This window comes from Pseudomonas sp. AP19, assembly GCF_001728855.1.
Taxonomy (GTDB): Bacteria; Pseudomonadota; Gammaproteobacteria; order Pseudomonadales; family Pseudomonadaceae; genus Aquipseudomonas; species Aquipseudomonas fluorescens.
This window is the reverse complement of sequence record NZ_LXJP01000014.1, coordinates 95,262-121,332: the sequence shown is the minus strand read 5'-3', so window position 1 is coordinate 121,332 and position 26,071 is coordinate 95,262. Positions and strand designations below refer to the sequence as shown.

General features: G+C 57.9%; 17 protein-coding genes and 4 pseudogenes. 11 read left to right on the top strand and 10 right to left on the bottom strand.

From position 1 onward, the window contains the following. Positions 1-351 precede the first annotated feature (351 nt). The 3 genes from A7D21_RS12890 to A7D21_RS12880 all read left to right on the top strand — a co-directional run bounded on the left by A7D21_RS12890 (position 352) and on the right by A7D21_RS12880 (position 8,570). On the top strand, positions 352-3,198 hold the full coding sequence (locus A7D21_RS12890; protein WP_069551854.1) for a valine--tRNA ligase: 2,847 nt from the start codon (positions 352-354) through the stop codon (positions 3,196-3,198). A gap of 215 nt (positions 3,199-3,413) precedes the next feature. After that, a complete protein-coding gene (locus A7D21_RS12885; RefSeq protein WP_141718221.1) occupies positions 3,414-3,710 on the top strand; it encodes a hypothetical protein in 297 nt (98 codons plus the stop codon). Between the two features lie 285 nt (positions 3,711-3,995). Further along, positions 3,996-8,570, top strand: coding sequence for an RHS repeat-associated core domain-containing protein (locus A7D21_RS12880; RefSeq protein ID WP_141718220.1), 4,575 nt, complete (start codon positions 3,996-3,998; stop codon positions 8,568-8,570). A 261-nt stretch (positions 8,571-8,831) separates the two neighbouring features. On the opposite strand, the pseudogene A7D21_RS12875 reads toward A7D21_RS12880, so the two are convergent. Then, positions 8,832-9,095, bottom strand: a pseudogene (locus A7D21_RS12875) (transposase); the annotation flags it as partial. Between A7D21_RS12875 and A7D21_RS34320 the strand changes: the two are divergent. Beyond that, a pseudogene (locus A7D21_RS34320) lies at positions 9,086-9,234 on the top strand (hypothetical protein); the annotation flags it as partial. The pseudogenes A7D21_RS12875 and A7D21_RS34320 overlap by 10 nt on opposite strands. 112 nt (positions 9,235-9,346) lie before the next feature. Here the strand turns inward: A7D21_RS34320 and A7D21_RS12870 are convergent. After that, positions 9,347-9,772: a hypothetical protein gene (locus A7D21_RS12870; protein WP_069551851.1), complete on the bottom strand. Its 426-nt coding sequence runs from the start codon at positions 9,770-9,772 to the stop codon at positions 9,347-9,349. Between the two features lie 240 nt (positions 9,773-10,012). Here A7D21_RS12870 and rlmF point away from each other — a divergent pair, with 240 nt between their 5' ends. Then, positions 10,013-11,032, top strand: a complete 1,020-nt coding sequence (gene rlmF, locus A7D21_RS12865) for a 23S rRNA (adenine(1618)-N(6))-methyltransferase RlmF (RefSeq protein WP_069551850.1) — start codon at positions 10,013-10,015, stop codon at positions 11,030-11,032. A gap of 72 nt (positions 11,033-11,104) precedes the next feature. Here rlmF and A7D21_RS12860 read toward each other — a convergent pair whose 3' ends face one another. Further along, positions 11,105-11,386 (bottom strand): HU family DNA-binding protein, encoded by a 282-nt coding sequence (locus tag A7D21_RS12860; protein ID WP_003188840.1) that lies wholly within the window; start codon positions 11,384-11,386, stop codon positions 11,105-11,107. Positions 11,387-11,782: 396 nt separating this feature from the next. Between A7D21_RS12860 and yejK the strand changes: the two genes are divergently transcribed. Together yejK and A7D21_RS12850 are read left to right on the top strand one after the other, a co-directional pair. Continuing rightward, positions 11,783-12,787: a nucleoid-associated protein YejK gene (yejK, locus tag A7D21_RS12855; protein ID WP_003171997.1), complete on the top strand. Its 1,005-nt coding sequence runs from the start codon at positions 11,783-11,785 to the stop codon at positions 12,785-12,787. Beyond that, a complete protein-coding gene (locus tag A7D21_RS12850) occupies positions 12,787-13,149 on the top strand; it encodes a glutaredoxin family protein (protein ID WP_069551849.1) in 363 nt (120 codons plus the stop codon). The genes yejK and A7D21_RS12850 overlap by 1 nt, the downstream gene beginning before the upstream one ends. Positions 13,150-13,276: 127 nt before the next feature. Here A7D21_RS12850 and A7D21_RS12845 read toward each other — a convergent pair whose 3' ends face one another. The 6 genes from A7D21_RS12845 to A7D21_RS12820 form a co-directional block, all read right to left on the bottom strand. Beyond that, entirely contained in the window at positions 13,277-15,517 is a 2,241-nt protein-coding gene (locus A7D21_RS12845; protein ID WP_053254562.1) for a TonB-dependent receptor, read from the bottom strand. A gap of 275 nt (positions 15,518-15,792) precedes the next feature. Beyond that, on the bottom strand, positions 15,793-16,770 hold the full coding sequence (locus A7D21_RS12840) for a FecR family protein (RefSeq protein ID WP_069551848.1): 978 nt from the start codon (positions 16,768-16,770) through the stop codon (positions 15,793-15,795). After that, positions 16,767-17,345 (bottom strand): RNA polymerase sigma factor, encoded by a 579-nt coding sequence (locus tag A7D21_RS12835; protein ID WP_053254560.1) that lies wholly within the window; start codon positions 17,343-17,345, stop codon positions 16,767-16,769. Before A7D21_RS12835 ends, A7D21_RS12840 begins: the two co-directional genes overlap by 4 nt. Positions 17,346-17,352: 7 nt before the next feature. Continuing rightward, entirely contained in the window at positions 17,353-17,679 is a 327-nt protein-coding gene (locus A7D21_RS12830) for a DUF3325 domain-containing protein (protein WP_069551847.1), read from the bottom strand. Further along, entirely contained in the window at positions 17,680-19,254 is a 1,575-nt protein-coding gene (locus A7D21_RS12825; RefSeq protein WP_069551846.1) for a PepSY domain-containing protein, read from the bottom strand. It lies immediately after the preceding gene. Beyond that, a complete protein-coding gene (locus tag A7D21_RS12820; protein ID WP_053254557.1) occupies positions 19,251-19,553 on the bottom strand; it encodes a DUF3649 domain-containing protein in 303 nt (100 codons plus the stop codon). Before A7D21_RS12820 ends, A7D21_RS12825 begins: the two co-directional genes overlap by 4 nt. A 170-nt stretch (positions 19,554-19,723) precedes the next feature. Between A7D21_RS12820 and A7D21_RS12815 the strand changes: the two genes are divergently transcribed. The 3 genes and pseudogenes from A7D21_RS12815 (at position 19,724) to fecA (ending at position 23,588) form a co-directional block, all read left to right on the top strand. Further along, positions 19,724-20,212, top strand: a complete 489-nt coding sequence (locus tag A7D21_RS12815) for a sigma-70 family RNA polymerase sigma factor (RefSeq protein ID WP_069551857.1) — start codon at positions 19,724-19,726, stop codon at positions 20,210-20,212. Next, entirely contained in the window at positions 20,209-21,150 is a 942-nt protein-coding gene (locus A7D21_RS12810; protein WP_053254556.1) for a FecR domain-containing protein, read from the top strand. Before A7D21_RS12815 ends, A7D21_RS12810 begins: the two co-directional genes overlap by 4 nt. Before the next feature lie 102 nt (positions 21,151-21,252). After that, positions 21,253-23,588, top strand: a pseudogene (gene fecA / locus A7D21_RS12805) (TonB-dependent Fe(3+) dicitrate receptor FecA). Here fecA and A7D21_RS12800 read toward each other — a convergent pair. After that, positions 23,585-24,457: a LysR family transcriptional regulator gene (locus tag A7D21_RS12800; protein WP_053254554.1), complete on the bottom strand. Its 873-nt coding sequence runs from the start codon at positions 24,455-24,457 to the stop codon at positions 23,585-23,587. The pseudogene fecA and the gene A7D21_RS12800 overlap by 4 nt on opposite strands. 106 nt (positions 24,458-24,563) lie before the next feature. Here A7D21_RS12800 and A7D21_RS12795 point away from each other — a divergent pair. After that, positions 24,564-26,064: pseudogene (locus A7D21_RS12795) on the top strand (MFS transporter). The last annotated feature ends 7 nt before the right edge of the window (positions 26,065-26,071 follow it).

The window sequence follows — 26,071 nt, the reverse complement described above, 5'->3', positions numbered from 1 at the left end:
TCAGGTGTCTGGCTGGACAGCAGTTATCCTGACCATGAGCAAGACATAAACCAGTCTGGTCGCACGGTAGCTGGTGACGCGCGAAGCACAATGACTCAGCGTGCGATACCAGCGACCAAGCGCCCATTTCACGGGGCTAAATCGGTCTGAACAGCAGCGTATTGCCAGAATGGGCTTACGTAACAATTACCCTCGCTCAAAAAGAGAGTGCCAGCCTGTGTAAACCACATCGAGTTCAACCGGGTGATGCAGTTTTTTACATCGCCCATCACCTCGCCCTACGCGCGCTGGCTCATCCCCGCTATACTTCCCGGCTTTTCCTGAATAAATGCCAATAGGGTCCCGCCGCGCATGGATAAGACCTACCAGCCGCACGCCATTGAAACTTCCTGGTACAACACCTGGGAGTCCGAGAACTATTTCGCCCCGCAAGGCGCGGGCGAGTCCTACACCATCATGATTCCGCCACCGAACGTCACTGGCAGCCTGCACATGGGCCATGGCTTCAACAATGCGATCATGGATGCGTTGATCCGTTTCCGCCGCATGCAGGGCCGCAGCACCCTGTGGCAACCGGGCACCGACCACGCCGGTATCGCCACGCAGATGCTGGTGGAACGCCAACTCGAGGCCACCGGCCAGAACCGTCACGACCTGGGTCGCGAGAAATTCCTGGAAAAGATCTGGGAATGGAAAGACCAGTCCGGCGGCAATATCAGCCGTCAGATCCGTCGCCTGGGTTCGTCCGTCGACTGGAGCCGCGAGCGCTTCACCATGGACGACGGCCTGTCGGAATCCGTGAAAGAAGCCTTCGTACGCCTGCACGAAGACGGCCTGATCTACCGTGGCAAGCGCCTGGTCAACTGGGACACCAAGTTGCACACGGCGATTTCCGACCTCGAAGTGGAAAACCACGACGAGAAAGGTTTCCTGTGGAACCTCAAGTACCCGCTGGCCGATGGCGCCAAGACCGCTGAAGGCAACGACTACCTGATCGTCGCCACCACCCGTCCGGAAACCATGCTCGGCGACGCCGCCATCGCAGTTAACCCGAACGACGAGCGCTACCAGGCGCTGATCGGCAAGTTCGTCGAGCTGCCGTTGGTGGGTCGCCGTATCCCGATCATCGCAGACGACTACTGTGACCCTGAATTCGGCACCGGCTGCGTGAAAATCACCCCGGCCCACGATTTCAACGACTACGAAGTCGGCAAGCGCCACAACCTGCCGCTGTTGAACATCTTCGACAAAAACGCCGCCGTATTGCCGGCCTGTCAGGTGTTCAATCTGGACGGCACGCTGAACGACAGCATCGACGGCAAGATCCCGGCCGAATACGCCGGCCTCGACCGTTTCGAAGCGCGCAAGCAGATCGTGGCCGCCTTTGACGCTGCCGGCTTGCTGGTGAGCGTTGACGACCACGGCCTCAAAGTGCCGAAGGGCGACCGTTCCGGCACCATCATCGAGCCGTGGCTGACCGACCAGTGGTACGTGTCCACCAAACCATTGGCCGAGCCTGCGATTGCTGCCGTGGAAGACGGCCGCATTCAGTTCGTGCCCAAACAGTACGAAAACATGTACTTCTCGTGGATGCGCGACATCCAGGACTGGTGCATCAGCCGTCAGCTGTGGTGGGGCCACCGCATTCCGGCCTGGTACGACGAGTCGGGCAAAGTCTATGTAGGCCGCGACGAAGCCGAAGTGCGCGCCAAGCACAACCTCGGCCCGGACGTTGCGCTGCAACAGGACAACGACGTACTGGACACCTGGTTCAGCTCCGGCCTGTGGACCTTCTCCACCCTGGGCTGGCCGCAGCAGACCGAGTTCCTGAAGAAATTCCACTCCACCGATGTACTGGTGACCGGCTTCGACATCATTTTCTTCTGGGTTGCCCGGATGATCATGCTGACCATGCACCTGGTGAAGAACGAGGACGGCACCCCGCAGGTACCGTTCAAGACCGTGTACGTACACGGCCTAGTGCGGGATGGCCAGGGCCAGAAGATGTCCAAGTCCAAGGGTAACGTCCTGGACCCTCTGGACATCATCGACGGCATCGACCTGGAAACCCTGGTGCAGAAGCGCACCTCGGGCCTGATGCAGCCAAAACTGGCGAAGAAGATCGAGAAGCAGACCCGCGACGAGTTCGCCGACGGCATTGCCAGCTACGGCACCGACGCCCTGCGTTTCACCTTCTGCTCGTTGGCGTCCACCGGTCGCGACATCAAGTTCGACATGGGCCGCGTCGAAGGCTATCGCAACTTCTGCAACAAGATCTGGAACGCCGCGCGTTACGTGCTGGATAAAGGCGAAGACTGCGGCCAGAACGGCGAAGCAGTTGAGCTGAGCCTGGCGGATCGCTGGATCATCTCGCAGTTGCAGCGCACCGAAGCCGAAGTAACCCGCCAACTTGACCAGTTCCGTTTCGACCTGGCCGCACAGGCCTTGTACGAGTTCATTTGGAACCAGTATTGCGACTGGTACCTGGAACTGTCCAAGCCCGTGCTGTGGGACGAAAACTCGCCGATCGAGCGCCAACGGGGCACCCGTCGCACCTTGGTACGCGTACTGGAAGTGGCACTGCGCCTGGCGCACCCGTTCATGCCGTTCATCACCGAAGAGATCTGGCAGCGCATCGCGCCGCTGGCCGGTATCGAAGGCAAAACCATCATGCTGCAACCTTGGCCGGTGGCCAATGAAGCGCGCATCGATGAGGCGGCCGAAAGCGATATCGAATGGCTCAAGACCCTGATGATGGGCACGCGTAACATCCGTGCCGAGATGAACATCGGGCCGGGCAAGCCGTTGGCAGTGTTTGTGAAGAACGCCAGCAGCGAAGATCAGCGTCGCCTCAGCGAGAACGACGCGCTGCTCAAGAAGCTGGCGAAGCTGGAGTCGATCACGGTATTGGCTGACGGCGCCGAAGCACCGCTGTCCGCGACCGCGCTGGTCGGCGAGATGGAAGTGCTGGTGCCGATGGCCGGCCTGATCGACAAAGGCGCGGAATTGGCCCGTCTCGATAAGGAAATCCTGCGCCTGCAAGGCGAAGTGCAGCGAGTGGGCGGCAAGCTGTCCAACGCGGCGTTCGTCGACAAGGCGCCGGCGGAGGTGATCGATAAGGAGCGCGCCAAGTTGGCTGAAGCTGAACAGGCTCAGGGCAAGTTGGCGGAGCAACGCAGTCGGATTGCCAGCTTGTAAGTCAATGCTGGAATAAAAAGAGAGACCTTCGGGTCTCTTTTTTTTGCGCAAAACTAACTGATCTAACTATGGAGACACTTAAGCGCGAAAAGTTATAAAAAACTGTGAACATTGACAGTATCAACCCACTGGAAAGCGGCATTACTCTGAAACAAAGCTCTCTGCCGTGCATCATTTTGAGCACGGAGGCAGCCTACTTTTTAAGGAGTTTCCAGATGGCTAATTCGACAGCTGTTGAACAACGTATCGTTGACGAAGGTAGCCCGAATATTCATGGGGTCGACCCCTTTTCGGGCGCATTTTGCACATTTATCCCGATAGCTGAATTAGTTGGAAATAATGGGTTGGGCCCGACTTTGGATCTGAAGGTTTACCACACGTCGGGCCGCGGCACCCACTACCTCGAAAATTGTAGTATCCGATTTAACCATGCTTATTTTTACGAAGACCTTCTACCAACACTTCCGAGCAACAATTTCGGCGAAATTTACTTAGAGAACGGAGCCAGTTAGACATGGGACGGAAAAAGCGATATTGCCTTACCCCACGTCGTTATCAGCCGGGATAGCAAGCAACTTAAATTCACACATAAAAGTGGAAAACAAGAACGTCTTACCAAATTCCGAGCCCCCTCATCCAACCCGCAAATAGATGAAGGCTATTATCTTCCAACTACAATAAGTTCACCCTCTGGGCATAAAATTTACCTCCAATGGGATTTGATTAAAGAAACCAACTCACTCATAGACCTGTGGCTCCCACGCCTACAGTCAGTAGCCGACGAGTCAGGAACCCTATTGACCGTTGGTTACACCATGCTCGGCAGCAAAATGAAGGTCACTTTCGATGTATGGCCAGGAACCAACGACAATTACACGATGGATTTTCAATTTACCGAGGGCTTGTTGAGTACAGTACGGCAGAGCAACCAGATAGACACGACAGCGTTCGAGTACACCGGCTCTATCAGCAAAATAAAACACAGCAGCGGACTCACGGAGGCAATTAGTTATCAGAACGGCAAAGTTTCCAACCACCTTATTACCGACAACAACGCGACCATCATACAAAACAATCAATATATTTACACCACCTCAAAAGGCAACCAAATCACCTCAGTAACGGAGATAGGCAATAAAAAAACTGAATATCAGTTTTCGACCAACCGCCTACCGACAAAAGAAACAACTTGGGTAGATGGCTTATTATTGAAAACCGTTGAGTTAAGTAGAACCGTGAAAAACGGAGGGACTGTCCTCACGGGTGCCGCTAATGACCCCCTCCCAGACCGTATTGAAAGCACCACTAGCACGACCTACACCAACCCCGACCTGACCGCTCGCAAGGAAGTCGTCGTTATCACAATGGACACCTTAGGCAACATCATTTCAAAGACAGAAAACGGCGTAACAACGGAGTGGACTTATTATCGGGGAATGTTGGAAGAAGACATACTCGTCAAAACAGAAAGAGTTAACACTCCCACAACGCCTTTGAGTGTTATTGCGGCCATAGGTGATTACGCAAACCCTATCGGCTGGGGATTCCAGCTGTTCGGTAAAGCCGGGTTGACCTGGGGTACACGTGAGCTGCGCCAAAAGGTTATTTCGCCTTACGTCACCAGTAACGGTCAACAGACCTTCAACCTCCCGGTGGCCATTCGTTGCCCTGGCGACCCAAATTACTTCAAGGTTCACGTCGAATCCGAAAAGGTCTATACCCTGAACAACGGCCAACGGACTGACTTGCAGTGGACCTTCTACAGTTACGATGGGCTGCCGGTCAAAGACGCCCTGGTAAAAGGTCCAACCCTCAAACCTTCGAAAAAATTGACAATCTATAACCCGGTTGGGGATGCCAATGGCAGGCTCTCATCATGGGCGAACGGCAACATGGTGCTTGAAGAGAATACTTATGATACTGACATTAATTCACCTCACCATGGGCGGTTATTGAACAGCACGCAATCTATCCTTGACGCCGCCGGCAAGGTCGTTCCGGGCTCTGTAGTCAGTACTGCGATCGGCTACGGGCTTTCCAACAATCAACTCACTACAACCACTAATGTGACCGCGGGCACTGCACCTGCAGTCACCGGAACTCAAGTCATTCAAACGCTCACCGGCTTGCTTAAGTCCCACATTGATGCCCAAGACAATACGACCCTTTATGAATACGACGCGCAGCGCCGTATAATCCAACAAACCGTATATGACGGCGAGCCCGAGCTCAAAGGCACGACCACTTTCACCTACGTAGACGCTGGCACCGAAACTCAAGTAACGCGTACCAGCCCGTTCGGAGAACAAAGCAGAGACGTATTTGATACGTTGGGCCGCCCCATCCGAAACGAGTGGCTACACACTGATGGTTCATGGCTGAAGTTATACGAAATAACTTACGACGCCCAAGGTCGAGAGGCGTCCACGACACAATTCGACTACACCGCCAATAAAACGCAATTGCCCACGCAAACACGTAACTTCAGCTATGACCGCTGGGGGCAGCTCTCAGAAATCAAGTGGGCCGCGAGTGGTGAGACCGAGAATTTTTCGTACGACCCGGTCAACCGCAAGACCTCAACCTGGGTAGCACAAGGCAGTGAAACGGGCGGGCGCACCATACAGGTATTCGACGAACCCGGTGGAGAACAACGCCACGAGTCGTATCTTCATGCCAATGGTAAGTTCGTGAGCTCACAGACGTATCGCTACAACGCCCTGGGTCGTCTGACCACCGAGACTTCAAGCGAGGCATATGCGATTCACCGTAATTACGACGCTTTTGGTCGCGTAAGCCGTGTGGAAACCGCCGGTATCACAACGATTAATGACTTTCCTGCCCATATCCAAGCACCCGTAGCGACAGCTGCCAAGCTGGAATCCAGCGGCCAAACAGTTTCACTGGGCACCCAGACAGTAGATGGCCTGAGCCGCGTGACGGCTACCGTACTCGGCGGCACTAAAGTGAACTATGCCTATATCGGCAGCGGGAATTGGGGCAAAGCAGATACTCAACCCAGCGCAACGAACACCTCATCTACTCGCATTAAGCTGAGCAATGCTTGGGACGCGCAAACCCGTACCCTTACTGAAACCATTACCGGAGGCATTTACCGAGGTAGTGATTCAACTACCTCTCAAGCAAGATACGAATACTCCATTCAAGGCCTCTTACTGCGATCAACTGATGCGTTCGGTAACAGCACTCAATACACTTACGACACCCAAGGCCGTCTACTGAACAGCGCCAGCGCAACGCTGACCGTAGACTTTATATATGGCCCGCTAGGTAGACTGGAATCCGAAACATTGAATGATCTAACCCATGGTAAGACCATGACGACTGCGTACACTTACAACGCATCCGGTCAAGAAATTCAACGTCAATTCAATGCCACAGATTTTCCACTCCTTACATTAAAAACAACGTATACCACCTCTTTAATCGCTGAAATGGAAATACTGCAAGATGCATCACTGTTGCGCAAGGAAGAGTACCGTTACGATTTCAGAGGGCAACTCGAAACCTATCTGTGCAGCGGCCCCCATAAACCCTCCACGCCTGACCGCTATGTGATTGACCGACAGGATTTTATATACGACATGGCCGGCAACCTGATTCAATGTACCGTGACAAGCAATGGCAGTACGTTTATCGATAAATACACATTTGGGGCTGCAGACCCCTGCCAACCTCAATCCACTACACTTCAGAGAGGTAAGACTCAACAAACTCATTCTTATAAATATGACAGCCTTGGTTATCTTATAAACAAAGACGGCTTCCCACTCACTTACAATATCCAGGGTCAATTAACCGTTCACAGTGACGCACAACAACGTTTCGACTACCATTACGACAACATTGGCCGACTCGCTGGGTGCTCAGGTACGAACCACTACGACCAGTACTATTATAAAGATGACTTCCAATACGCTCGGAAAGGTGTATTTAGCAGCAATGGAGTTTTTAGCTACCGCACTTCTATTTTGATGAACCAGAGCACTTCCTGCTTATTGCTGCAGCAGAGTATCAACCAAGACAGCAACATGCCAACAACAAGCCGCAGTTTCGAGGTAAAAGACATCAAAGGCTCGGTGATTGCCAGTTACGACCTGTCTACCAATTCAATTTCATACTTTGTTTACACGCCATACGGCTATCGCCCTCATACCATCGATCAGCGCTCGTGGGTTGGGTTTAACGGCCACCCCATGGACAGCGTTACCGGTAATTATCCTCTGGGGAACGGAGCGAGAGTCTACAATCCCGCGAAACAAAGCTTTGACGCTCCTGACCCTATCAGTCCGTTTGGTGCAGGTGGATCAAATCGATATCGGTATTGCAGCAACGACCCGGTCAATAAAAGTGACCCCTCTGGGTTCGCGGAGGTCTTGAACCAATACTCTGTCATTACCCACGCGCCAGCGATCGAAAACCCGGTTGTAGCCGCTGTGGGGATCGGCGTAATCGGTATCGCACTGGCACCCTTTACCGGCGGTGCTTCAATAGGGTGGACGGTAGCAGCGGTAGGTTTAGCTACTGTGTCCGCGGGCTTTGGTATCGCCTCTGCGGCACTACGAGAAAGTGACCCTGACCTCTCAGAAGCATTAGGTTGGGCTGCACTCGGGACCGGTCTGCTCGAAGCAGGCGCAGGCGCCGGGCTAGCTTTGCGCGCTGCAAGAGCAGGGGCAAAGGGGGCAGCCAGGGAAACCAGTCTCGCGTATCAACACAGCAGCATAGCCAAAGGCCAGATGGGCGTTGAAACGCTGACCGTTAAGACACGGAGTCTTGGTTTTCACAATGGACCCGCTTCATATGAGCTTTACAGCGGAGGTCCGAACGCTACTAAAGCGTATATTTACAGCCACGGAGCGTCGCGTGCCGAGAAGTTCCGATTCGCTCTTCCATCAGGAGTGGACCTTCATTTTTTAGCACCTAAAGGCGCGTCAATTGCGACAGATGATAGCCGATTGCTACAGCATCTTTCGGGAAGGCTGAATGGAAACTATATAAGCAAAGCACACAATTCACTTAACCCCAAATTAGCACCCGACTATATCTTGACCGAGTTCAAGCCTAAAGACATGGTAACCAACAATATTCTCAAAACGCCGCAAGACCTGGACAAAGTAATGAAACAATTAGCAGCGGCCCATAATATCGATATTATTCGCCCAAAGGGTCAGATACCGCTCAGCGAATTGATCACGTCACTTCAAGCGCAGAACTACAAAAAAATATACGGCTCGTTTTGCCGGGGTCCTATTCGGGATTTCGTTGGCGTCGCAGAAATCAAAAGAATAAGACATTCAAAATGGCGCATGTTCGTACTGGACATGGACGCCTCATTGGCTAATCGAGTTTAACCAAGGAACATCTCCTACTCACGATGGAGATCTCGCTAACACCGCGCTCCCGATGCACTCGGGAGCCGGCATCGGCCTGATACACGCCGCCACCAAGTTGAAAGTGCACCCCCTAAGGAAGGTCTGAAGTACCCACCGTTTTTTGATCCCCTCTTTGCGTGAGGTTCAAAAAGCGCTGATTCGGTCGAATCATTAGACCTTTCCACTTCTTAATTCATGATTTTCCTCTAAGTCGCGCTGTTTCAGGGCGATTAGCCCGCATTACAGGCGCACCTCTCCAGTATTCAACAATCGTTTTCGCACCATCCACAAGTTCGACAAGGCGAACAACGTCGTCTGCTGAGCACTGCTTTTCGTCAGACCACGAAAGCGCACTTTCGTATAGCCAAACTGGCGCTTGATCACCCGAAACGGATGCTCAACCTTGGCTCTGACTTGCGCTTTCGCATACTCAAACCCGCGTAGCACACTGCCGATCACTATGTCTTTGCCATGCTCTTTGTACGAGCTTGGCCGTGCAGCAAGTGGACGGCAAGCTGTCCAACTCGGCGTTTTTGGACAATGCGCCGGCTGAAGTGATCGAGAAGGAACCCGCCAAGTTGGCCGAGGCTGAGCGGGCGTTGGGTAAGCTGGCCGAGCACATGTGTGGATCTCCAGTCTGTAAGCTGGAAACCATGTAAAAAAGAGACCTTCTCAGGTCTCTTTTTTATGGGCGCTTTTTGATCAATATGGCAACTATCAACTTGCCACGAGCGAGCAGCAGGTTGAGGGCGGGCTTATTGCGATACAGGCGGAACATTTACCTGGCCCGTACCCGGATCACCCACTTTCCCATTCGTCCTGACCCCCTTAGAAACCCATTTGCCCGAAGTAACAGTAAACTGGACATTTGATCCCGCTGGAAGATTCAGCGGAGAAGAAAGGGTCGTATTCTGGACGCTAATATTAGTCGCCTTTGAACCATTATTTTCAATAAAGAGGTTTTTACCTTCTCTGAGTGAAGCCCCAGCCACTCCAATAGTGAGCGGATCGGCAAAGTCGCCATCACTGACCCGAAACGCAGACGCGCCTGCTGACTCTACAATAATAGTCCCGGCGGCTTTACCATTCATCGTATTCTCCGAAGGAGACTCCTCAGCCGCCCACGCATTCATCGCCAGCAAGATCGACCCAACTAAAATGACAGAAAAGTGCTTATTCATTGTGTATTACCTTAAGTAGATTGAGACACAACCTGTGTTTTTCAATAAAAAATTAACACACTGAAAAATCAATAATCTACTGTCAGAAATAACAGGTCAGCTAACCATTAAAGAATAACTCTTCACGTTATAATTCCGTTTTTACGCGCATTCTGGTTACTCTCCCAAAGCTAGATATTCCTGTTTTCAGTCAGGAATGTGTGACAATACCCACCACTTTGAGCCCACACCAGAATCAACATGACCGCCCCCAGCACACCCAAACCACCGCGCAAGAAGCCTAAAACCGCAGCCCCGGCCAAGCCCGTCGCGCCGCGCAAAGAGGCTACCTTGCACCCGCGCAACCGCCACACAGGCCGTTACGACTTCCCGGCGCTGATCAAGACCACGCCGGAACTGGCGAAATTCGTAATCATCAACCCTTATGGCAAAGAGAGTATCGACTTCGCCAGCCCGGACGCGGTGCGGGTGTTTAACCGGGCACTGCTTAAATCGTTCTATGGCATCCAGCATTGGGATATCCCGCAGGATTACCTCTGCCCGCCAGTGCCGGGGCGGGCCGACTATGTGCACTTCCTCGCCGACCTGCTGGCCAGCGTTAACGACGGCAAGATTCCACGCGGCTCTATCGTCAAGGTGCTGGACATCGGCATGGGCGCCAACTGCGTCTACCCGCTGATTGGCTATATGGAATATCGCTGGAATTTCCTCGGTTCCGAGGTCGATCCTATCGCTGTGGCCGCCGCCAAGGCTATCGTGCAGTCCAATGACCTGAGCAAGGTCATCCAACTGCGCCAGCAACCCAACCCCAAGCAGATCCTGCTGGGCTTGCTGGAGCCGGGTGAGCGCTTTGACCTGACCATGTGCAACCCGCCCTTCCACGCGTCCATGGACGAAGCCACCAAGGGCAGCGAGCGTAAATGGCGCGCCCTGGGTAAAGCTGATCCCAAGCGCAAGCTGCCGGTGCTGAACTTCGGCGGGCAATCGGCGGAGTTGTGGTGTGAAGGCGGCGAAGCGCGTTTTGTCACGCAACTGATCGCTGAGAGCGCGCATTTTGCCCACAAGGTGTTGTGGTTCAGCACACTGGTGTCAAAAGCGTCGAATTTGCCCGCGATTGAGACAGCGCTCAAAAAAGCCGGCGTGCTGGAAAGCCAGGTGGTGGAAATGTCCCAGGGCCAAAAGCAAAGCCGTTTCGTGGCCTGGACTTTCCAGACCAAGAACGAGCAGCAGATCTGGCGCCAACGCTGGGTTCGCGACTGACCCACGGTTAAACCGCAGGCAACAAAAAACCGTGCCCGGATCGCTCCGAAGCACGGTTTTTTTTGCTGCGTCTTACTTGTTAACAGCGTCGGTCAGGCCTTTGGCCACAACCAGCTTGATAACTTTCTTGGCAGCGATTTCGATGGCGGCGCCAGTCGAAGGGTTACGGCCAGTACGGGCTGGACGCTCGGTCACTTTCAGTTTGCCAACGCCTGGCAGAGTGATTTCGCCGCCGTTTTCCAGCTGATCAGCAACAACTTGGCTCAGTTGGTCCAGCAGAGCGCGCACGGTAGTTTTCGGTGCGTCTACTGCTTCAGCCAGGTCAGCGATCAGTTGGTCTTTAGTAATAGCCATTGTGGTGTTCCTTCCCTATCAAATTCATATGGATTGCAGAGTGCAGTGTCAGCCGTCGAGCCCGACCGTCATGGTCTGGCACCCCCGGCTATAACCACGGAGATCGGGGTTATAGATGCTTGAAACGGGGATTGGTTCGACCTGACAGATGCTGAATGCACGCTTAACGCCGAGACTTGGCGTAAGACGGGGCAAAACTAGCACAGAGACGGGGAAATATCCGCCTCAACATACCCATTTGGTCAGCTTTATCGCTCTAAACCGTGAAAAAAAGGCATATAGCCCGTCGGAGAGCGACCAAAGCACCCTTGGACACGTGTCTTGGCCAATGGGTGCGGTACACTGGGCGACTTTTCGGGGAGGCCAACCGCTCCCCTTCAACCAGCCGAGAAGCCTATGCCGATCCGTCATTGCATTGTTCACCTGATCGACAAAAAACCCGACGGCACACCCGCAGTTCTGCATGCCCGCGATTCGGAGTTGTCCGAATCCGCCGCCATCGAGAACATGCTTGCCGACCTCAACGAGAGCTACAACGCCAAACAAGGCAAGGCCTGGGGCTTCTTCCATGCCGAGTCCGGCGCGCACCCGTTCAGCGGCTGGTTGAAGGAGTATTTCGACGGCGGCCAGGACTTCACCACCTTCAGCCGCACGGCGGTCGAGCACCTGCAAAAGCTGATGGAGGAGTCCAACCTTTCCACCGGCGGCCACGTGCTGTTTGCCCACTATCAACAAGGCATGACCGACTACCTGGCCATCGCCCTGCTGCACCACAGCGAAGGCGTGGCGGTGACTGACGAGCTGGACGTGACCCCGTCGCGCCACCTGGACCTGGGCCAATTGCACCTGGCAGCGCGGATCAACGTGTCCGAGTGGCAAAACAACAAGCAGTCCAAGCAATACATCTCCTTTATCAAGGGCAAGAACGGCAAGAAGGTCTCGGAGTATTTCCGCGACTTTATCGGTTGCCAGGAAGGCGTCGACGGCCCGGGCGAAACCCGCACCCTGCTCAAGGCGTTCAGCGACTTCGTCGAAAGCGAAGACCTGCCGGATGAATCGGCCCGTGAGAAAACCAAGACCCTGGTGGACTACGCCAGCAGCCAGGCCAAGCTTGGCGAACCGATGGGCCTGGAAGAGCTGTCGGGTTTGATCGATGAAGATCGGCCCAAGGCGTTCTACGACCATATCCGCAACAAGGACTACGGCCTGTCGCCGGAGATCCCGGCCGACAAACGCACTCTCAACCAGTTCCGTCGTTTCACCGGGCGTGCCGAGGGGCTGTCGATCAGCTTTGAAGCGCACCTGCTGGGCGACAAGATCGAATACGACGAGGCCGCCGGCACCCTGATCATCAAGGGTCTGCCGACCCAATTGACCGACCAGCTCAAGCGCCGTAACTGATGCTTGGCGGGGTTTTCAAGAAAGTCCTGCTGGTATTGCTGGTCGTGGTGTTCTTCCAGAACTGGGGCAAGGTCGAGCGGCTGTTCAACCCCTCGCAGGTGGTGTCCGAGCAGGTGCGCGCCTCAGCGCGCGTGGTGCTCTACGCCACCGAGTGGTGTGGCTACTGCAAGCAGACCCGGCGCTTTCTGGATCAGAAAGGCATTCCGTACCAGGCGCTGGATATCGAGAAGGACGCCCAGGCGCGCAAGGCCTATGAGGCCTTGGGCGGCGGCGGTATCCCATTTGTGGACGTGAATGGCACGCTGATTCGCGACTACAACCCGGATGCGATTATGGCCGCGCTGAAGTCACCCAATTTGTAAAACACTGCAGATCAAATGTGGGCGCGAGCTGCTCGCGAAGGCGGTGGATCAGTCAATAGATGTGGCGACTGACACTCCGCTTTCGCGAGCAAGCCCGCTCCCACATTCAGCTCAACGCCAGCTTGAATTAGAAGTTGGCTTCCAGCGACACCATCGCCGTGCGCTCCTCACCCACGTTGTAATACGCCGTGCTCGGCGCCAGGCCGTTTACCGGTGCCGAGTTGAACGACACGGTGCGCGCCGAGCTCAAGTATTCCTTGTCGAACACGTTAAGCATCGAGAAGCGCAGGGCCGCGGACTTGATGACTTTCTTGTCGACCGGCAAGTAGATACCGGCGTTGAGGTCAAACACGGTACGGCCGGAGATTTTTTCGTCGTTGGTCAAATCGCCGTAGAAACTGCCGACGTATTTGCCCGCAACGTTGCCGTAAAAACGCGAGTCGTCATAGCCGAACACCAGGTTGAACATGTTTTCCGGCACGTTGGCCAGTTGCTTGCCCGCTGTCGGCAGCAACACATTCTTGCTGAGCAGATTGTCTTTCTGCTCAGACTGGGTGTAGGTGTAGGAGGCGTAGTAGTTGAAGTTGTGCGGCAACAGGCCGCTCCATTCCAACTCCAGGCCTTTGTTGTCGACCTTGCCGACGTTGATCACCGCGTAGTCACCGTTCAAGTCGGTGGTCGACAACTGGCGATCCTTGAAGCTGATGTAGAACAAGGTCGCGCTCAGCGCCAGGGTGTCTTCGGTGTAGCGCCAGCCCAGTTCCTGGTTCCAGCTCAACTCAGGCTTCAGGCTGACCGAGTCGCCCTTGTTGTACAGCACATAGTTTGGCGGCGTGCGCATGTTGCGGGTGACGTTGTAGAACGCCTGGTTGCTTTCGTCGACCTGGTACTTGGCGCTGAAGTTCGGCAGGAACTGGTGGTAGCGGGTGTTACGTTTTTCCGGCGTGTCGTACAGGCTGCCCAGATTGTTGCCGTCGCGCTCGACGTACTGGTAGGCGACGCCACCGACAAAACTCAGGTCCGGCGTGGCTTGCCAGCTGTCCTGAACCCAGAGCTTCTGAGCCGGGGTGATGGTGTAGTAATGACGCCCCTGTACGGTTGCGCCGTTCTTGTCGACCACCTGGCCGCCGCTGTTGTAGTCACCCCACACATCATCGGGTGCACCTTCGCCATTGATCCCGATAAAGGGCTGGGTCTGGCGCTGACGAGCACGTTCATACCAATAGCCGTAGTCCAGGCTGTGTGCTTCGTTGATGTCCCATTTCATTTTGGCGGTGACGCCAGGGCGCCAGGTTTCGGTCCACGAAGGGCGATAGTAGTTGAGCGATTTCAGGTTGCTCAGGTCGTAGTTGCCCGCCTTGTCGGACTTGGGCCCCAGGTTCGACGCGGTCTGGCCGCTGAAACTGCCGCCGTTGGCCCAGTAATAATAAGGCGTGACCGTCAACGACAGGTTGTCCTGCAGCTGCCAGCGCTGAGTGAGCGTGGCGTTGACGCTTTCGAACGGGTTGCGGTTGAGCTTGTAGGACGACGACAGCAGACCCGACTTGTAAACCGGGGTTTCCGAGTAGTCCTTGCGGCGCCCTTCTGTCTCGAATTGCGACTTGCTCAGGGTGTTGTAGTTGTAGTTTTCCTGGTTGTTGTACTTGATCGTGGCCAGTGTGGAGTTGCCGCTGCCGTCTTCAAACAGGCTGCTCCACTCGACCTTGTCGCTGCGCAGCGTGCCTTTGCCGCGCCACTTGTCACCTTCCAGGTGAGACGCCGAGACCCAGGTCTTGAGGCCACCAAAATCGCCGGTATTGACCCGCACGAATGTCTTGCGCAAATCGTTGGCGCCGACGATCTGTTTGGCGAACACCCCGGACTCCTTGGTCGGCCGCAGAGTGATCATGCCGATGTTGCCGCCGCTGGAGCCGATGTGCGGGCCGTCCGCTTCCGAAGAGCCTTGGGTGGCGAATACTTCGGCGAGGTTTTCCGGGTCGCCCAACTGGTTTGAATAGACGCTGTAGTTGCCCGAGTCGTTGATCGGCACGCCATCGACGGAAACCCCGATCTGGTCGGAGTTCATGCCCCGCATGGTGAAGTTGGTGCCGCTGGTGCCGCTGGCGTCATCACTGGAAACGTTGATGCCCGGCGTGTATTTGAGTTTGTCGATGGCGTTGGCGGTCCCCGACATTTCGTCCATGGCTTCCTTGGTCACCGTCGACCGCGCCTTGGCACTTTCTTCGCGAATCATGTGGCCGTTGCCCAGGCTCTGTTTACCGGCGACGTCCACCGAACCGACATCCTGCGTGGTGTCTGCCAGAACCAGTGGCGCAAAACTTCCTAGGCCCGAAGCGAACAGCAGGGCAGAGAGTGTGTTGATCTTCACGAGTAGATCCCTTACGTGCATCTATCTGTTGTTATGGAGGGAGGTGCTGGCGGTCAAAACCGGGTGAACGGCGACGCCAATCTTCCTGACCACCTGCTCAGGAATCCGGGGATCATCCTTGCCGCGTGTAACGGTTTGGTGACAGGTTTGGGCCATTGCGATGAAGGTTAAATGAAAGGTCTGCAGGCAGCGTGGTACCTGGCCTATAGCTGCCTGGAAGAAATTTTAGCGGGGCGTTTTTTTGTAAATGGCGGTGGTGAACCCACCGATCGTGTCTAGCGCAACACGATCATGCGCCCTAAAACAGTGTGTTGTTCAAAGCCCAGAACCGCCTGCAAGGCACTCAAAACCGCCACCGGGTCCTTGCTCGGAAAACTGCCGCTGATACGCTTGGCGGCCATCTCATCGTTGAGCAGAAGGATTCGCCCAGGGTAGTAACGGCGAAGGTCCTGAACCACGTCGGCCAACGGTGCTTTGTAGTAATTGAGCCAACCGTCACGCCAGGCCAGACGCGATTCGCTGTCGACCGCGTGCAGCACATCGGCCACACCCTCGACGTAGGCCACCTGCTGGCCGGCCGTCAGGATTTGCTGCTGAGCTTGCCTGGACGGCGTTACGCCGACCCGGCCGGACAGCACCGTCACCTCGGCCCCGGCCGGTTGCAGGCGCACTTCGAACTGCGTGCCCAAGACCCGCGCCTCGCCGCTGCCTGCCTCGACCACAAAAGGCTGACCCGTGTGAGTCACGCTGAAAAAACCCGCGCCACGGCGCAACCGGATGTGCCGCTCGCCATGGCTGAAGTCCACGGCAATGGCGCTGTCGGCATCCAGGGTCACTCGGGTTTGATCGGCCAGGGTCACGGTCTTGACCTCGCCTGGCGCGGTCACGTAGTCGGCGCCGAAGTCATCAACCCAGCGCGATGGCTGCCAACCCGCGCCCAGGGACAGCATCACCAGCAAACACGCGGCCATGGCCAAGGCACCGGCGCCGCGCACAACACGCACGCGTTTTGAGCGGTTCATTGAATGGAGGTAGCCCTGCAACGCCACGGCATCTTCGTCCGCGAGTGCGCGCGCGGGCACCTCGCTCAACTCCCACAGCACCTGGGCCCGGGCATAGGCGTGGATGTGGGCGGGATCGGCCCGCAACCAGCGGCTGAACGTGGCCTGGTCGCCACTGCTGGGCTCGTCGTGCAACAGGCTCAGCCAGTCGAGTGCGGCCTGCTCCTGGGCGGGCGTAGGGGTAACGTTCACGGTGCTTTCCCTGGCGTGCGTGGCTGCGGTGGTTCGCGAAGGCTAGCCTTGCAGGCTTCGAGGGCACGCATCATATGTTTTTCCACGGCGCTTTGGGACAGCCCCATGGCCTTGGCAATTTCCGAGTATTTGCGGCCGTGGATGCGGTTAAGCAGGAAAATCTGCCGGGTGCGCTCCGGCAAGCTGCGCAAGGCAGCTTCGACGTGGCGCAGGTCATTGCCCGCTTCGAGGGCTGCCTGGGGTTCGCAGCCCTGGTTGCCCTGTTGTTCCGGCAACCAGCCTTCGCTGCTGCGCACGCGCGCGCCCTCACTGCGCAAATGGTCGATGGCGATGTTGCCCGCGCAGCGCAACAGGTAGGTGCTGAGCTCTTCGACCTGCACCAGCGGTCGACGCCAAAAGCGCAGGAACAGGTCTTGCACCAGGTCGGCCGCCGTGGCACGGCAACCCACGCGTCGGCTGACCAGCGCCTCCATTTGCGAGCGCTGGGATAAAAACACCTGCAGGAAATGCGCCCGCCCACCGGCCGCATCGGTAGGCGGGCGGTCCTGGGATTCGGGTGGCGTGCTGATCATCATGGCAGGCTCAGCACAGGGCGAAGGCAGCAACCGGGCTGGCCAGCAGGCCGACACCCGCCAGGCTCAAGGCCAGCCTTGGTCGATACGGCAACAGCAACACCAGCAACAGTGCGCTGAGCATCAACACGGCGCACCACTCCACTAAACCTTGAGCCCAACCCGAGGTGGCCACCGCCGGCCACGTCGACAGCACCAGCAGCAACCCACCGCCCATACGTAACGTCAGGCGTCGCGGTCGCGAAGGCTTGCTGTGCAGCAGTTCGCCATGATGCCGATCGGTGGACAGGCACAGCGCGGCAAACCCGGCGTAGCACATCAGCAATGCGAGCAGCATTCAGTTCGCCTCCTGCGTGAGCGTCAATCCGCGTGCCCGTTCGACCTTGAGCTGCGGCGCGCTGCGGTGGTGCATCTTCCAGGCGGCCCACGCGAGGAACACGCCGCTGCCCAGGCAGGTCAGGTCGAAGCCGGCCATGGCCCAGTCGCCGCTGGCCAGTGACACGCCCAAGTGCTGCGCGGTGGTCAGTGCGTTCAGCAGTGGAACCGCCGCTAACAGCAGCGCGCCGAGACTCAATTGCTCAACCCAAGCCTGGCGGCCTCGACGCAGCACGGCGTGCAACAGGCTCAGGCCCCAGGCAATAAAGAAGCTATTTATTTCCCAATCGGAGCGCTCGGCGAAGCTCACCGGCAACAAGCGGTTGGCCCAGAAAAACCCTGCGACAGCGAGCACCAGCCCGGACATGCTGGCGATATTCAGCACCTCCACCAGCCGCAGTTCAAACGGCATCACCGCGCTTTTAGCGTGCTTGAGCTGACGCTTGCCGAGCCATATGACCAAGCCGGTGCCGATCATCGCCGTGCCCGCCAGGCCGCAGATGAAGTACAGCCAGCGCAGCACCGGGCCAGCGAAATGGCCCATGTGCAGGCCATAGAAACTGCCGCTGATTGCCGCCGGCAGGGACTGCTCGCCACTCACCCGCAACAGCTGGCCAGTGGTGCCATTGAAAGACAGGGTGCTGCCGAAATCCTGCACCACACTGTCGGTACCAGCGCGGACCACATTGACCGAGGCATTCACATCACTCGGGTTATTCACCACCAAACGACCGACATGGCCGCCCGCCCATTGCGTGCGGGCCTGCTCATACATCGGCCACAACGGCAGCAATTTGCCCGGCTGGCCAAGCGCTGGCGCATTGTTGATCGCGGGGAACACTTCATTGAAAAACCCGCGACTGTCGCTGCCGTAGAAGGCAGTGATAGGCGCTGGCATCACCATGTTCATAAATATCACCAGGCTGCTGTAGGTGATCATCAAGTGAAACGGCAACACCAGCACGCCTACCGCGTTATGCCCGTCCAGCCACGAACGCTGGCCTTTGCGTGGGCGGAAGGTGAAGAAGTCCTTGAAGATTTTCTTGTGGGTGATGATGCCGGTGATCAACGCGACGAACATCACCATCGCGGCAATGGTCGACAGCCAACGCCCCCACGGGTAAGGCATTTGCAGTTGGAAGTGGAATCGATAGAAGAAGTCGCCGCCCATGCTTTCGCGGGCCTGGACGGGTTGGCCGGTGACAGGGTCGAGGACCTTGCGGATAAAGTTGCCGCGCTTGCCGGGGTCGAGTGTGTCTTGCCACATCACCGACAGACCCGGATCGCGGCTGTCCGGCAAGGTGATAAACCAGCGTGCGGCAGTCGGCGCATGTTGCTGCAAATAGGTGTGTGCGGCAGCGAGACTGCGCGCATCGTCCAGCGGGTGGGCGTGCACTTCGGGCTGCATCCAGTGGGTAATTTCGTCCTTGAAATAGGACAAGGTGCCGGTCAGGAAAATCGCAAACAGCAGCCAGCCAAAAATCAATCCCGCCCATGTGTGCAACCAGGCCATGGCCTGGCGAAAGCCCTCTTTCATGTGCGCGCCATCCACACACCCACGCCTGCCAGGGTGGCAAACAGTGCACTGGGAAGCATCACCCCACACCAGGCGCGCCACGCCGTACGGCAGGCGAAACACCAGAGCACCGCCAGCAGGTAAAACACAAACGAACTCATCATCCCGGTGATTACGGCGTCGGCACGCGACGTTGGCATCCACAGCGCCAGGCAGATGCTGGCCAGGGACGCCAGCAAATAGCCGCCCACCACCGCTGCCAGCACGCGCGAGGTGACAGCCAGTCGGTAGGTAACAGGAAGTGAGCGTTTGCTTTTCATGCCGGAGGCGCCAAGTTCATCAGTGCGCAATATTAATGATAAATATTCTCATAAGCAAAAGAGAACGGATGATTGATCTGCGCTGGCCGATTGCCGAACCTTGTCATGCGCCCTACAATGCGAACAATTCTTGTTCTCTAAAGCATGCCCATGCTTGTGGAGTGATTGCGTTGCAGCCGTCCAATACCGTCGAAGTTTTGTACAACGACCATCACCACTGGCTCACCGGCTGGTTGCGACGCAAGCTCGGCTGCCCGGAAAGCGCAGCCGACCTGGCGCAGGACACGTTCATCCGCGTGCTCAGCGCACGGGAAACCCCAACGCTGATCGAACCTCGTGCCTTCCTCACCACCGTTGCCAAGCGCGTGTTGTTCAGCTTCTACCGCCGCCAGGACCTGGAACGCGCCTACCTTGAGGCATTGGCGCAGAGCCCTGAACACGTGGCGCCCTCGGAAGAAGAACGCGCCATCATCCTGCAAACCCTGCTGGAGCTGGACCAATTGCTCGACGGCCTGCCTACCCTGGTCAAACGTGCGTTCCTGCTGGCCCAGCTCGACGGCTTGAGCTACGCACAAATCGGCGCCGAGCTGGGCATTTCCATCGCCACGGTCAAACGCCACCTGAATAAAGCGGCGATGCGCTGCTACTTCGCCCTATGAACTTTTCGACTCAGGTCGCCGAGCAGGCGGTGCATTGGTTGCTGGAAATGCAGCAAGGCGCGCTCAACCCGCGCCAGCAAGCGGCCTGGCAACAATGGCTGAACGCCCACAGCGAACATCAACGCGCGTGGGAGCATATTCAGCGCGTCAACCAGCGCCTGCGCGGCATGCCCTCGCCGCTGGCGCATGCCGCGTTGAGCGCGCCCCAATCCCGCAGCCGGCGCCAGGCCCTCAAGCTGCTGCTGGTCCTCGGTGCCGGCTCGGCCACCGCCTGGGGCCTGCGCCAGCAGCATATTTTGCCGCCATTGACCGCTGACTACCGCAGCCCCGTCGGCCAGCGGCGCAACGTGCAATTGGCCGATGGCAGCCGGTTGCAGCTCAACACCGGCAGCGCGGTGGATGTGCATTTTGATCGCAGCCAACGCTTGATCCGCCTGCTTGAGGGCGAAATGCTGCTGACAGCCCGCGCCGGCAATACGCCGCTGCATGTACTCACCGGTCAGGGCTTGCTCAGCAGCCAGGCCGCACGGCTGAATGTGCGCCAGTTCAACGATCATACCCAACTGACGGTTTTTGACGGCACTGTCGACATAATGCCTAGCAGTTATCGCGGCCTGCCTTTAAGCGTCGAGACCGCGCGCCAGGTCAATTTCACTCGCAAAGGCTGGGACACCCCGCTTGCGGCCGATACCAACAGCGGCGCCTGGGCCGACGGCGTGCTGGTGGCCGCACACATGCGCCTGGAAGACTTTCTTGCCGAGCTGGGTCGCTATCGTCGCGGCCAGCTTAATTGCGACCCGCAAGTGGCCAACCTGCTGCTGTCCGGCAGTTACCCGCTGGACGACAGCGAGCGCATCCTCGACCTGCTGGAAGTCAGCCTGCCGGTCAAAGTGCGGCGCTTTACCCGCTACTGGGTGACCGTAGAAGCACGCGCCTGAGATTATTTCAGCACTTTTTTACCCGCAAGTGAGCCGATTTCCACACCTCGCGTGACAGAGAAGGAAAGCCACCTTGATCTTTCCTTCTCAGGACCGCTCTTCATGCCCCAGCAAACGACGCTTCTCGCCCGCACCTTGCGCCAACTCCTACTGGGCGCCAGCCTGAGCCTTACCGTGCTGCCGCAGGTGATGGCTGCCGATGCCAAGCCGTATCACATCGCCCCGGCGACCCTGGAAGCAGCGCTGAATCAATTTGGGCGTGAGGCTGGCGTGTTGATTTCTTTCGGTTCCGAGGTCACCGCCGGCATGCACAGCGGTGGGTTATCGGGCAATTACAGCGCTGCCGAAGGCCTGCACAAACTGCTGGAGGGCACCGGCCTGCAAGCCCGTGCCGAAGGTGATAACGCCTACAGCCTGCAACCGGCCAACGGCCCCGCAACCCTCGAACTGCAAACCTCAAGCGTGGTCGGCGACTGGCTCGGCGACGCGGCGCAAACCAACGTGTTCGAACACCCCGGTGCGCGTGATGTGATCCGCCGTGAGGAATTCGAGCGCCAGGGCGCAACCCAGGCCCGTGACGTGCTCAACCGCATCCCCGGCGTCAACGCCCCGGAAAACAATGGCACCGGCAGCCACGACATGGCGCTGAACTTCGGCATTCGCGGCCTCAACCCGCGCCTGGCCTCGCGCTCCACCGTGCTGATGGACGGCATCCCGGTGCCCTTCGCACCGTATGGCCAACCGCAGCTGTCCTTCGCGCCGATCAGCATGGGCAACATGGACGCAGTCGACGTGGTACGCGGCGGCGGTGCGGTGCGCTACGGCCCGCAAAACGTCGGCGGCATCGTCAACTTCGTGACCCGCGCGATCCCGGATGCGCCGACGGTCAAAGGCGGCTTGCAGACCGAGACCAGCCCATCCTCCAGCCACGATGGTTTCAAAACCACCGGCAACCTGCTGGCCGGCGGCACCGCCGACAATGGCCTGGGCGGCGCGATCCTGTACTCCGGCACCCGTGGCGGTGACTGGCGCGAAAACAGCAACACGCGCATCGACGACCTGATCCTCAAGGGCAAATACCAACTGGACGACGCCAACAGCTTCAACGCCATGGCGCAGTACTACGAGGGCCAGGCCGATATGCCCGGTGGCTTGAACGTCAAGGACTACAAGGCTGATCCGTATCAGTCCACGCGCCCCTACGACACATTCTGGGGCCGCCGTACGATGTTCAACGCCGGTTACCGCTACCAGCAAGACCGCCGCGAATTCACCGCCAACACCTTCTTTACCACCACGCTGCGTAACGGCTACCTGGACCAGGGCAACTTCCTCTCACTGTCACCCCGCGAGTATTGGGTGCGCGGCCTGGAAACCCGCTTCGCCCAAGGCTTCGACATCGGCCCGAGCAGCCATGAAGTGGGCGTCGGTTACCGCTACATCAACGAAGCCGGCCACGAATTGCGCTACCGCACGCCGATCAGCGCCAACCAGCAGTTGCCGACCACCAACAGCCGCAATGACCGCGACACGCGAGGTGCCACCGAGGCCAACGCGTTTTTCGTCGACGACCGCATTGATATCGGCAAGTGGACCATCACCCCGGGCGTGCGCTACGAGATGATCGAGTCTCAGCAGACCAACAACCTGACGAACGTGAAGTACAAGGGCGATTACAACACCGCACTGCCGGCGCTGAATGTGCTTTACCACCTCACCGAAGACTGGAACCTCTACGCCAACACCGAAGGCTCATTCGGCAGCGTGCAGTACAGCCAAATGCCGAACCGGGTGACCAGCGGCGAAGTGAAACCGGAAAAAGCCCGTACCTGGGAGCTCGGCACGCGCTATGACAACGGCACCTTGCGTGCGGAAATCGGTGCGTTCCTGATTAACTTCGACAACCAGTACGACAGCAACCAGACCACGATTCGGTGATCGCCCGCGGTGAAACGCGTCATCAGGGCATCGAGTCGAGCATCAACTACGCGCTCGACGGTTTGAGCCCGGTGCTCGCAGGGTTTGATGTGTACGCCACCTATGCCTATGTGGACGCGACCATCCGTGAAAACGGCCCGAACAAAGGCAACCGCGTCCCCTTTTCGTCCAAGCACAAAGGCACGCTCGGCGTGGGTTACACCGAAGGCCGCTGGAAACTCAACCTCGACAGCAGCTACCAGAGCAGCCAGTTCGCCGACAACGCCAATACCCAGGCTGAGACCGCCGACGGCGCCAACGGACGCATCCCCGGCTACATGCTGTTCAGCAGCCGCGCGGCGTATGACTTTGGCCCACAACTGTCGGACTTGAACGTGGCCGTCGGGGTGAAAAACATCTTCAACAAGCAGTATTTCACCCGCTCGTTCGACGACAACAACAAGGGCAAATACGTGGGCGAGCCGCGCACCGTCTACGTGCAAACCTCCATCGCGTTCTAACTGCCCGCCAGGCAACTGGGGGTCGCCGCGACCAGGGCGTCGATGGCGCAGCGCGTCTTGGCCGGCATGTGCGTGGCCGTGGGCCAAATCACATGGATCGGCGCAGGCTGGTCGCGGTAGCTGGGCAGTACCGCTTCCAGTTGGCCACGCAGCACATAGTGCGCAATCAACCAACTCGGCAACCAGGCCAGGCCCACGCCAGCGATGGCGGCATCGGCCACGGCCTGGAGGTCGTCCAGCACCAAAGGCGAGGTCACACCGGTGCGATGCGAATGAGCGCAACGGTAGGCAATGCCTCGGTGACCGGCGAGGTCCTCGATACGCTCTATCGGCCCGACACGCTGCAGGTAGGCCGGCGAAGCGGCCAGGCCCACGGACTGTTCACCCAGGCGGCGTGCACTCAGGCGGTCGGTATCCGGGAGCGGGCCGATACGCACGGCAACGTCGAAACCTTCCTGGGCCAGATCTGTCAGCCGATCAGAAAAAGAAATCTCGATCTCCAATTGCGGGTATCGGTCCATCAACCCCCACAAAGCAGGCGCCGCATAGTGGTGACCAAAGGCCAGCGGCAAGCTTGCCCTTAGCCGTCCACGCGGTTGCTGGCGGCCACTCTCGAGCACCGATTCGGCGGCCTCCAACTCTGCCAGTGCACGCAGGCAATGCTCATAGTAGGCCTGCCCGTCCTCGGTCAGACGCTGGCGGCGGGTGGAGCGCTGCAACAGGCAGGTGCCCAAACGGGCTTCCAACCGCGCCAAACCCTTGCCCACCGCAGAACGGGTGAGGTTCAGGCGTTCGGCAGCTTCAGTCAGGTTGCCGCTCTCGACAATTTGCAGGAAGAGTTCAACGCCATCAAAACGCGGGGTGGCCATGAGTCTATTGTCGCCCTTGATTCCCTTATTGACGGAAAAGTTATCACAAATAAAGAACCCTGTTCCCGCGAGAATAGCGCTCTCACCCAATCGAAAGGAACCACCCATGCCGCCCGCCACCGCTGTATCGGTCGTCAGCGCCCCGCGCACGGCCAGAGATGGCCTCGCCCTCACCGCCGTCTGCCTCGTAGCCCTGATGTTCGGTCTGGAAATCTCCAGCGTGCCGGTCATCCTGCCGACCCTGGAGCAGCAGCTGGGTACCGGCTTTCATGACGCGCAATGGATCATGAATGCCTACACCCTGGCCTGCACCAGCGTGTTGATGGCGGCGGGGACATTGGCCGATCGCTTTGGGCGCCGACGCATGCTGGTGCTGTGCTTGTGGCTGTTTGGGTTGGCCTCGTTGACGTGTGGGCTGGCGAACGACGCGTCCATGCTGATCACCGCACGTTTTGTCCAGGGCGTGGGTGCCGGGGCGATGATGATTTGTCAGTTCGCGATTCTTTCGCACCAGTTTCGTGAACCGGCGGCACGGGCGCGGGCCTTCGCAATATGGGGGGTGATCGCGGGCGTGGGCCTGGGCTTCGGCCCGATGGTGGGCGCGTTGATCTTGGCGGCGCTGGGTGTTCCTCGTGCATGGGCCGCTCACCGTGCTGACCTTGGTGTTATTGCGCATCAGCGTCGAGGAATCCCGCGACCCGGCTGGCCATCGTCTCGACATTGCTGGCATGCTGACCCTGACGCTGTCGGTGTTTGCGCTGGTGTACTTCATCACCCAAGGCAGCGAGAACGGCTTCGGCGCACCGGCCATGCTCGGTTGGGCAGGCTTGTCACTGGGCGGGCTGCTGCTATTTATCCTGATTGAACGGCGTAGTACTCACCCGATGTTCGACTTCTCGGTGTTCCGCATCCAGCGCTTCAACGGCGCGCTGATGGGCTCGATCGGCATGAATTTCAGCTTCTGGCCATTCATGATCTACCTGCCGCTCTACTTCCAGGCCGGCCTGGGCTACGACACGATGACCACTGGCGGCGCGCTGCTCGCCTACACCCTGCCCACGTTGCTGGTGCCACCGTTGGCCGAACGTCTGGCCTTGAGCTACGGCGCAGACCGCATCATTCCCTTGGGCCTGGGCTTGATGGGCGCAGGATTTATCAGCATGGCGGCGGCCAATGGTGCCGAGCATCCGAGCATTGCCTGGGTGCTTGTCAGCTGCGCGATGGCCGGCGTCGGGTTGGCGCTGACCAACTCGCCCACCACCAACACCACCACCGGCTCAGTGTCAGCCGACCGCGCGGGCATGGCCTCAGGCATCGACCTCAGTGCCCGGTTGATAACCCTGGCACTCAATATCGCACTGATGGGGTTGGTGCTGTTGCTGGGAATCAGCCATCACCTCGCAAGCCTGCTGCCCCACACCACGGCAATGGAGTGGCCAGAAATCAGCCAGCATCTTGCAGCGGGCAAGCTGGACGTGTTGGCGCTGGCCCGCCCCGATGCGCAGGCTGCGCTGCGCCACGGCGTCGGTTGGGCGATGCTCTTTGCGGGTTTGGGCGCTTGCGGGTTGGCGATGTTGAGCGGGTATTTTTTCCGACGCGCCCAATAAACGAAAA

Coding starts and splice junctions, on each gene's coding strand:
- A7D21_RS12830 (WP_069551847.1), bottom strand. CDS start 17,679: ATGCTGCTCGCATTGCTGATGTGCTACGCCGGGTTTGCCGCGCTGTGC.
- A7D21_RS12860 (WP_003188840.1), bottom strand. CDS start 11,386: ATGGCTATTACTAAAGACCAACTGATCGCTGACCTGGCTGAAGCAGTA.
- A7D21_RS12890 (WP_069551854.1), top strand. CDS start 352: ATGGATAAGACCTACCAGCCGCACGCCATTGAAACTTCCTGGTACAAC.
- A7D21_RS12870 (WP_069551851.1), bottom strand. CDS start 9,772: ATGAATAAGCACTTTTCTGTCATTTTAGTTGGGTCGATCTTGCTGGCG.
- yejK (WP_003171997.1), top strand. CDS start 11,783: ATGCCGATCCGTCATTGCATTGTTCACCTGATCGACAAAAAACCCGAC.
- A7D21_RS12885 (WP_141718221.1), top strand. CDS start 3,414: ATGGCTAATTCGACAGCTGTTGAACAACGTATCGTTGACGAAGGTAGC.
- A7D21_RS12825 (WP_069551846.1), bottom strand. CDS start 19,254: ATGAAAGAGGGCTTTCGCCAGGCCATGGCCTGGTTGCACACATGGGCG.
- rlmF (WP_069551850.1), top strand. CDS start 10,013: ATGACCGCCCCCAGCACACCCAAACCACCGCGCAAGAAGCCTAAAACC.
- A7D21_RS12835 (WP_053254560.1), bottom strand. CDS start 17,345: ATGATGATCAGCACGCCACCCGAATCCCAGGACCGCCCGCCTACCGAT.
- A7D21_RS12800 (WP_053254554.1), bottom strand. CDS start 24,457: ATGGCCACCCCGCGTTTTGATGGCGTTGAACTCTTCCTGCAAATTGTC.
- A7D21_RS12810 (WP_053254556.1), top strand. CDS start 20,209: ATGAACTTTTCGACTCAGGTCGCCGAGCAGGCGGTGCATTGGTTGCTG.
- A7D21_RS12820 (WP_053254557.1), bottom strand. CDS start 19,553: ATGAAAAGCAAACGCTCACTTCCTGTTACCTACCGACTGGCTGTCACC.
- A7D21_RS12850 (WP_069551849.1), top strand. CDS start 12,787: ATGCTTGGCGGGGTTTTCAAGAAAGTCCTGCTGGTATTGCTGGTCGTG.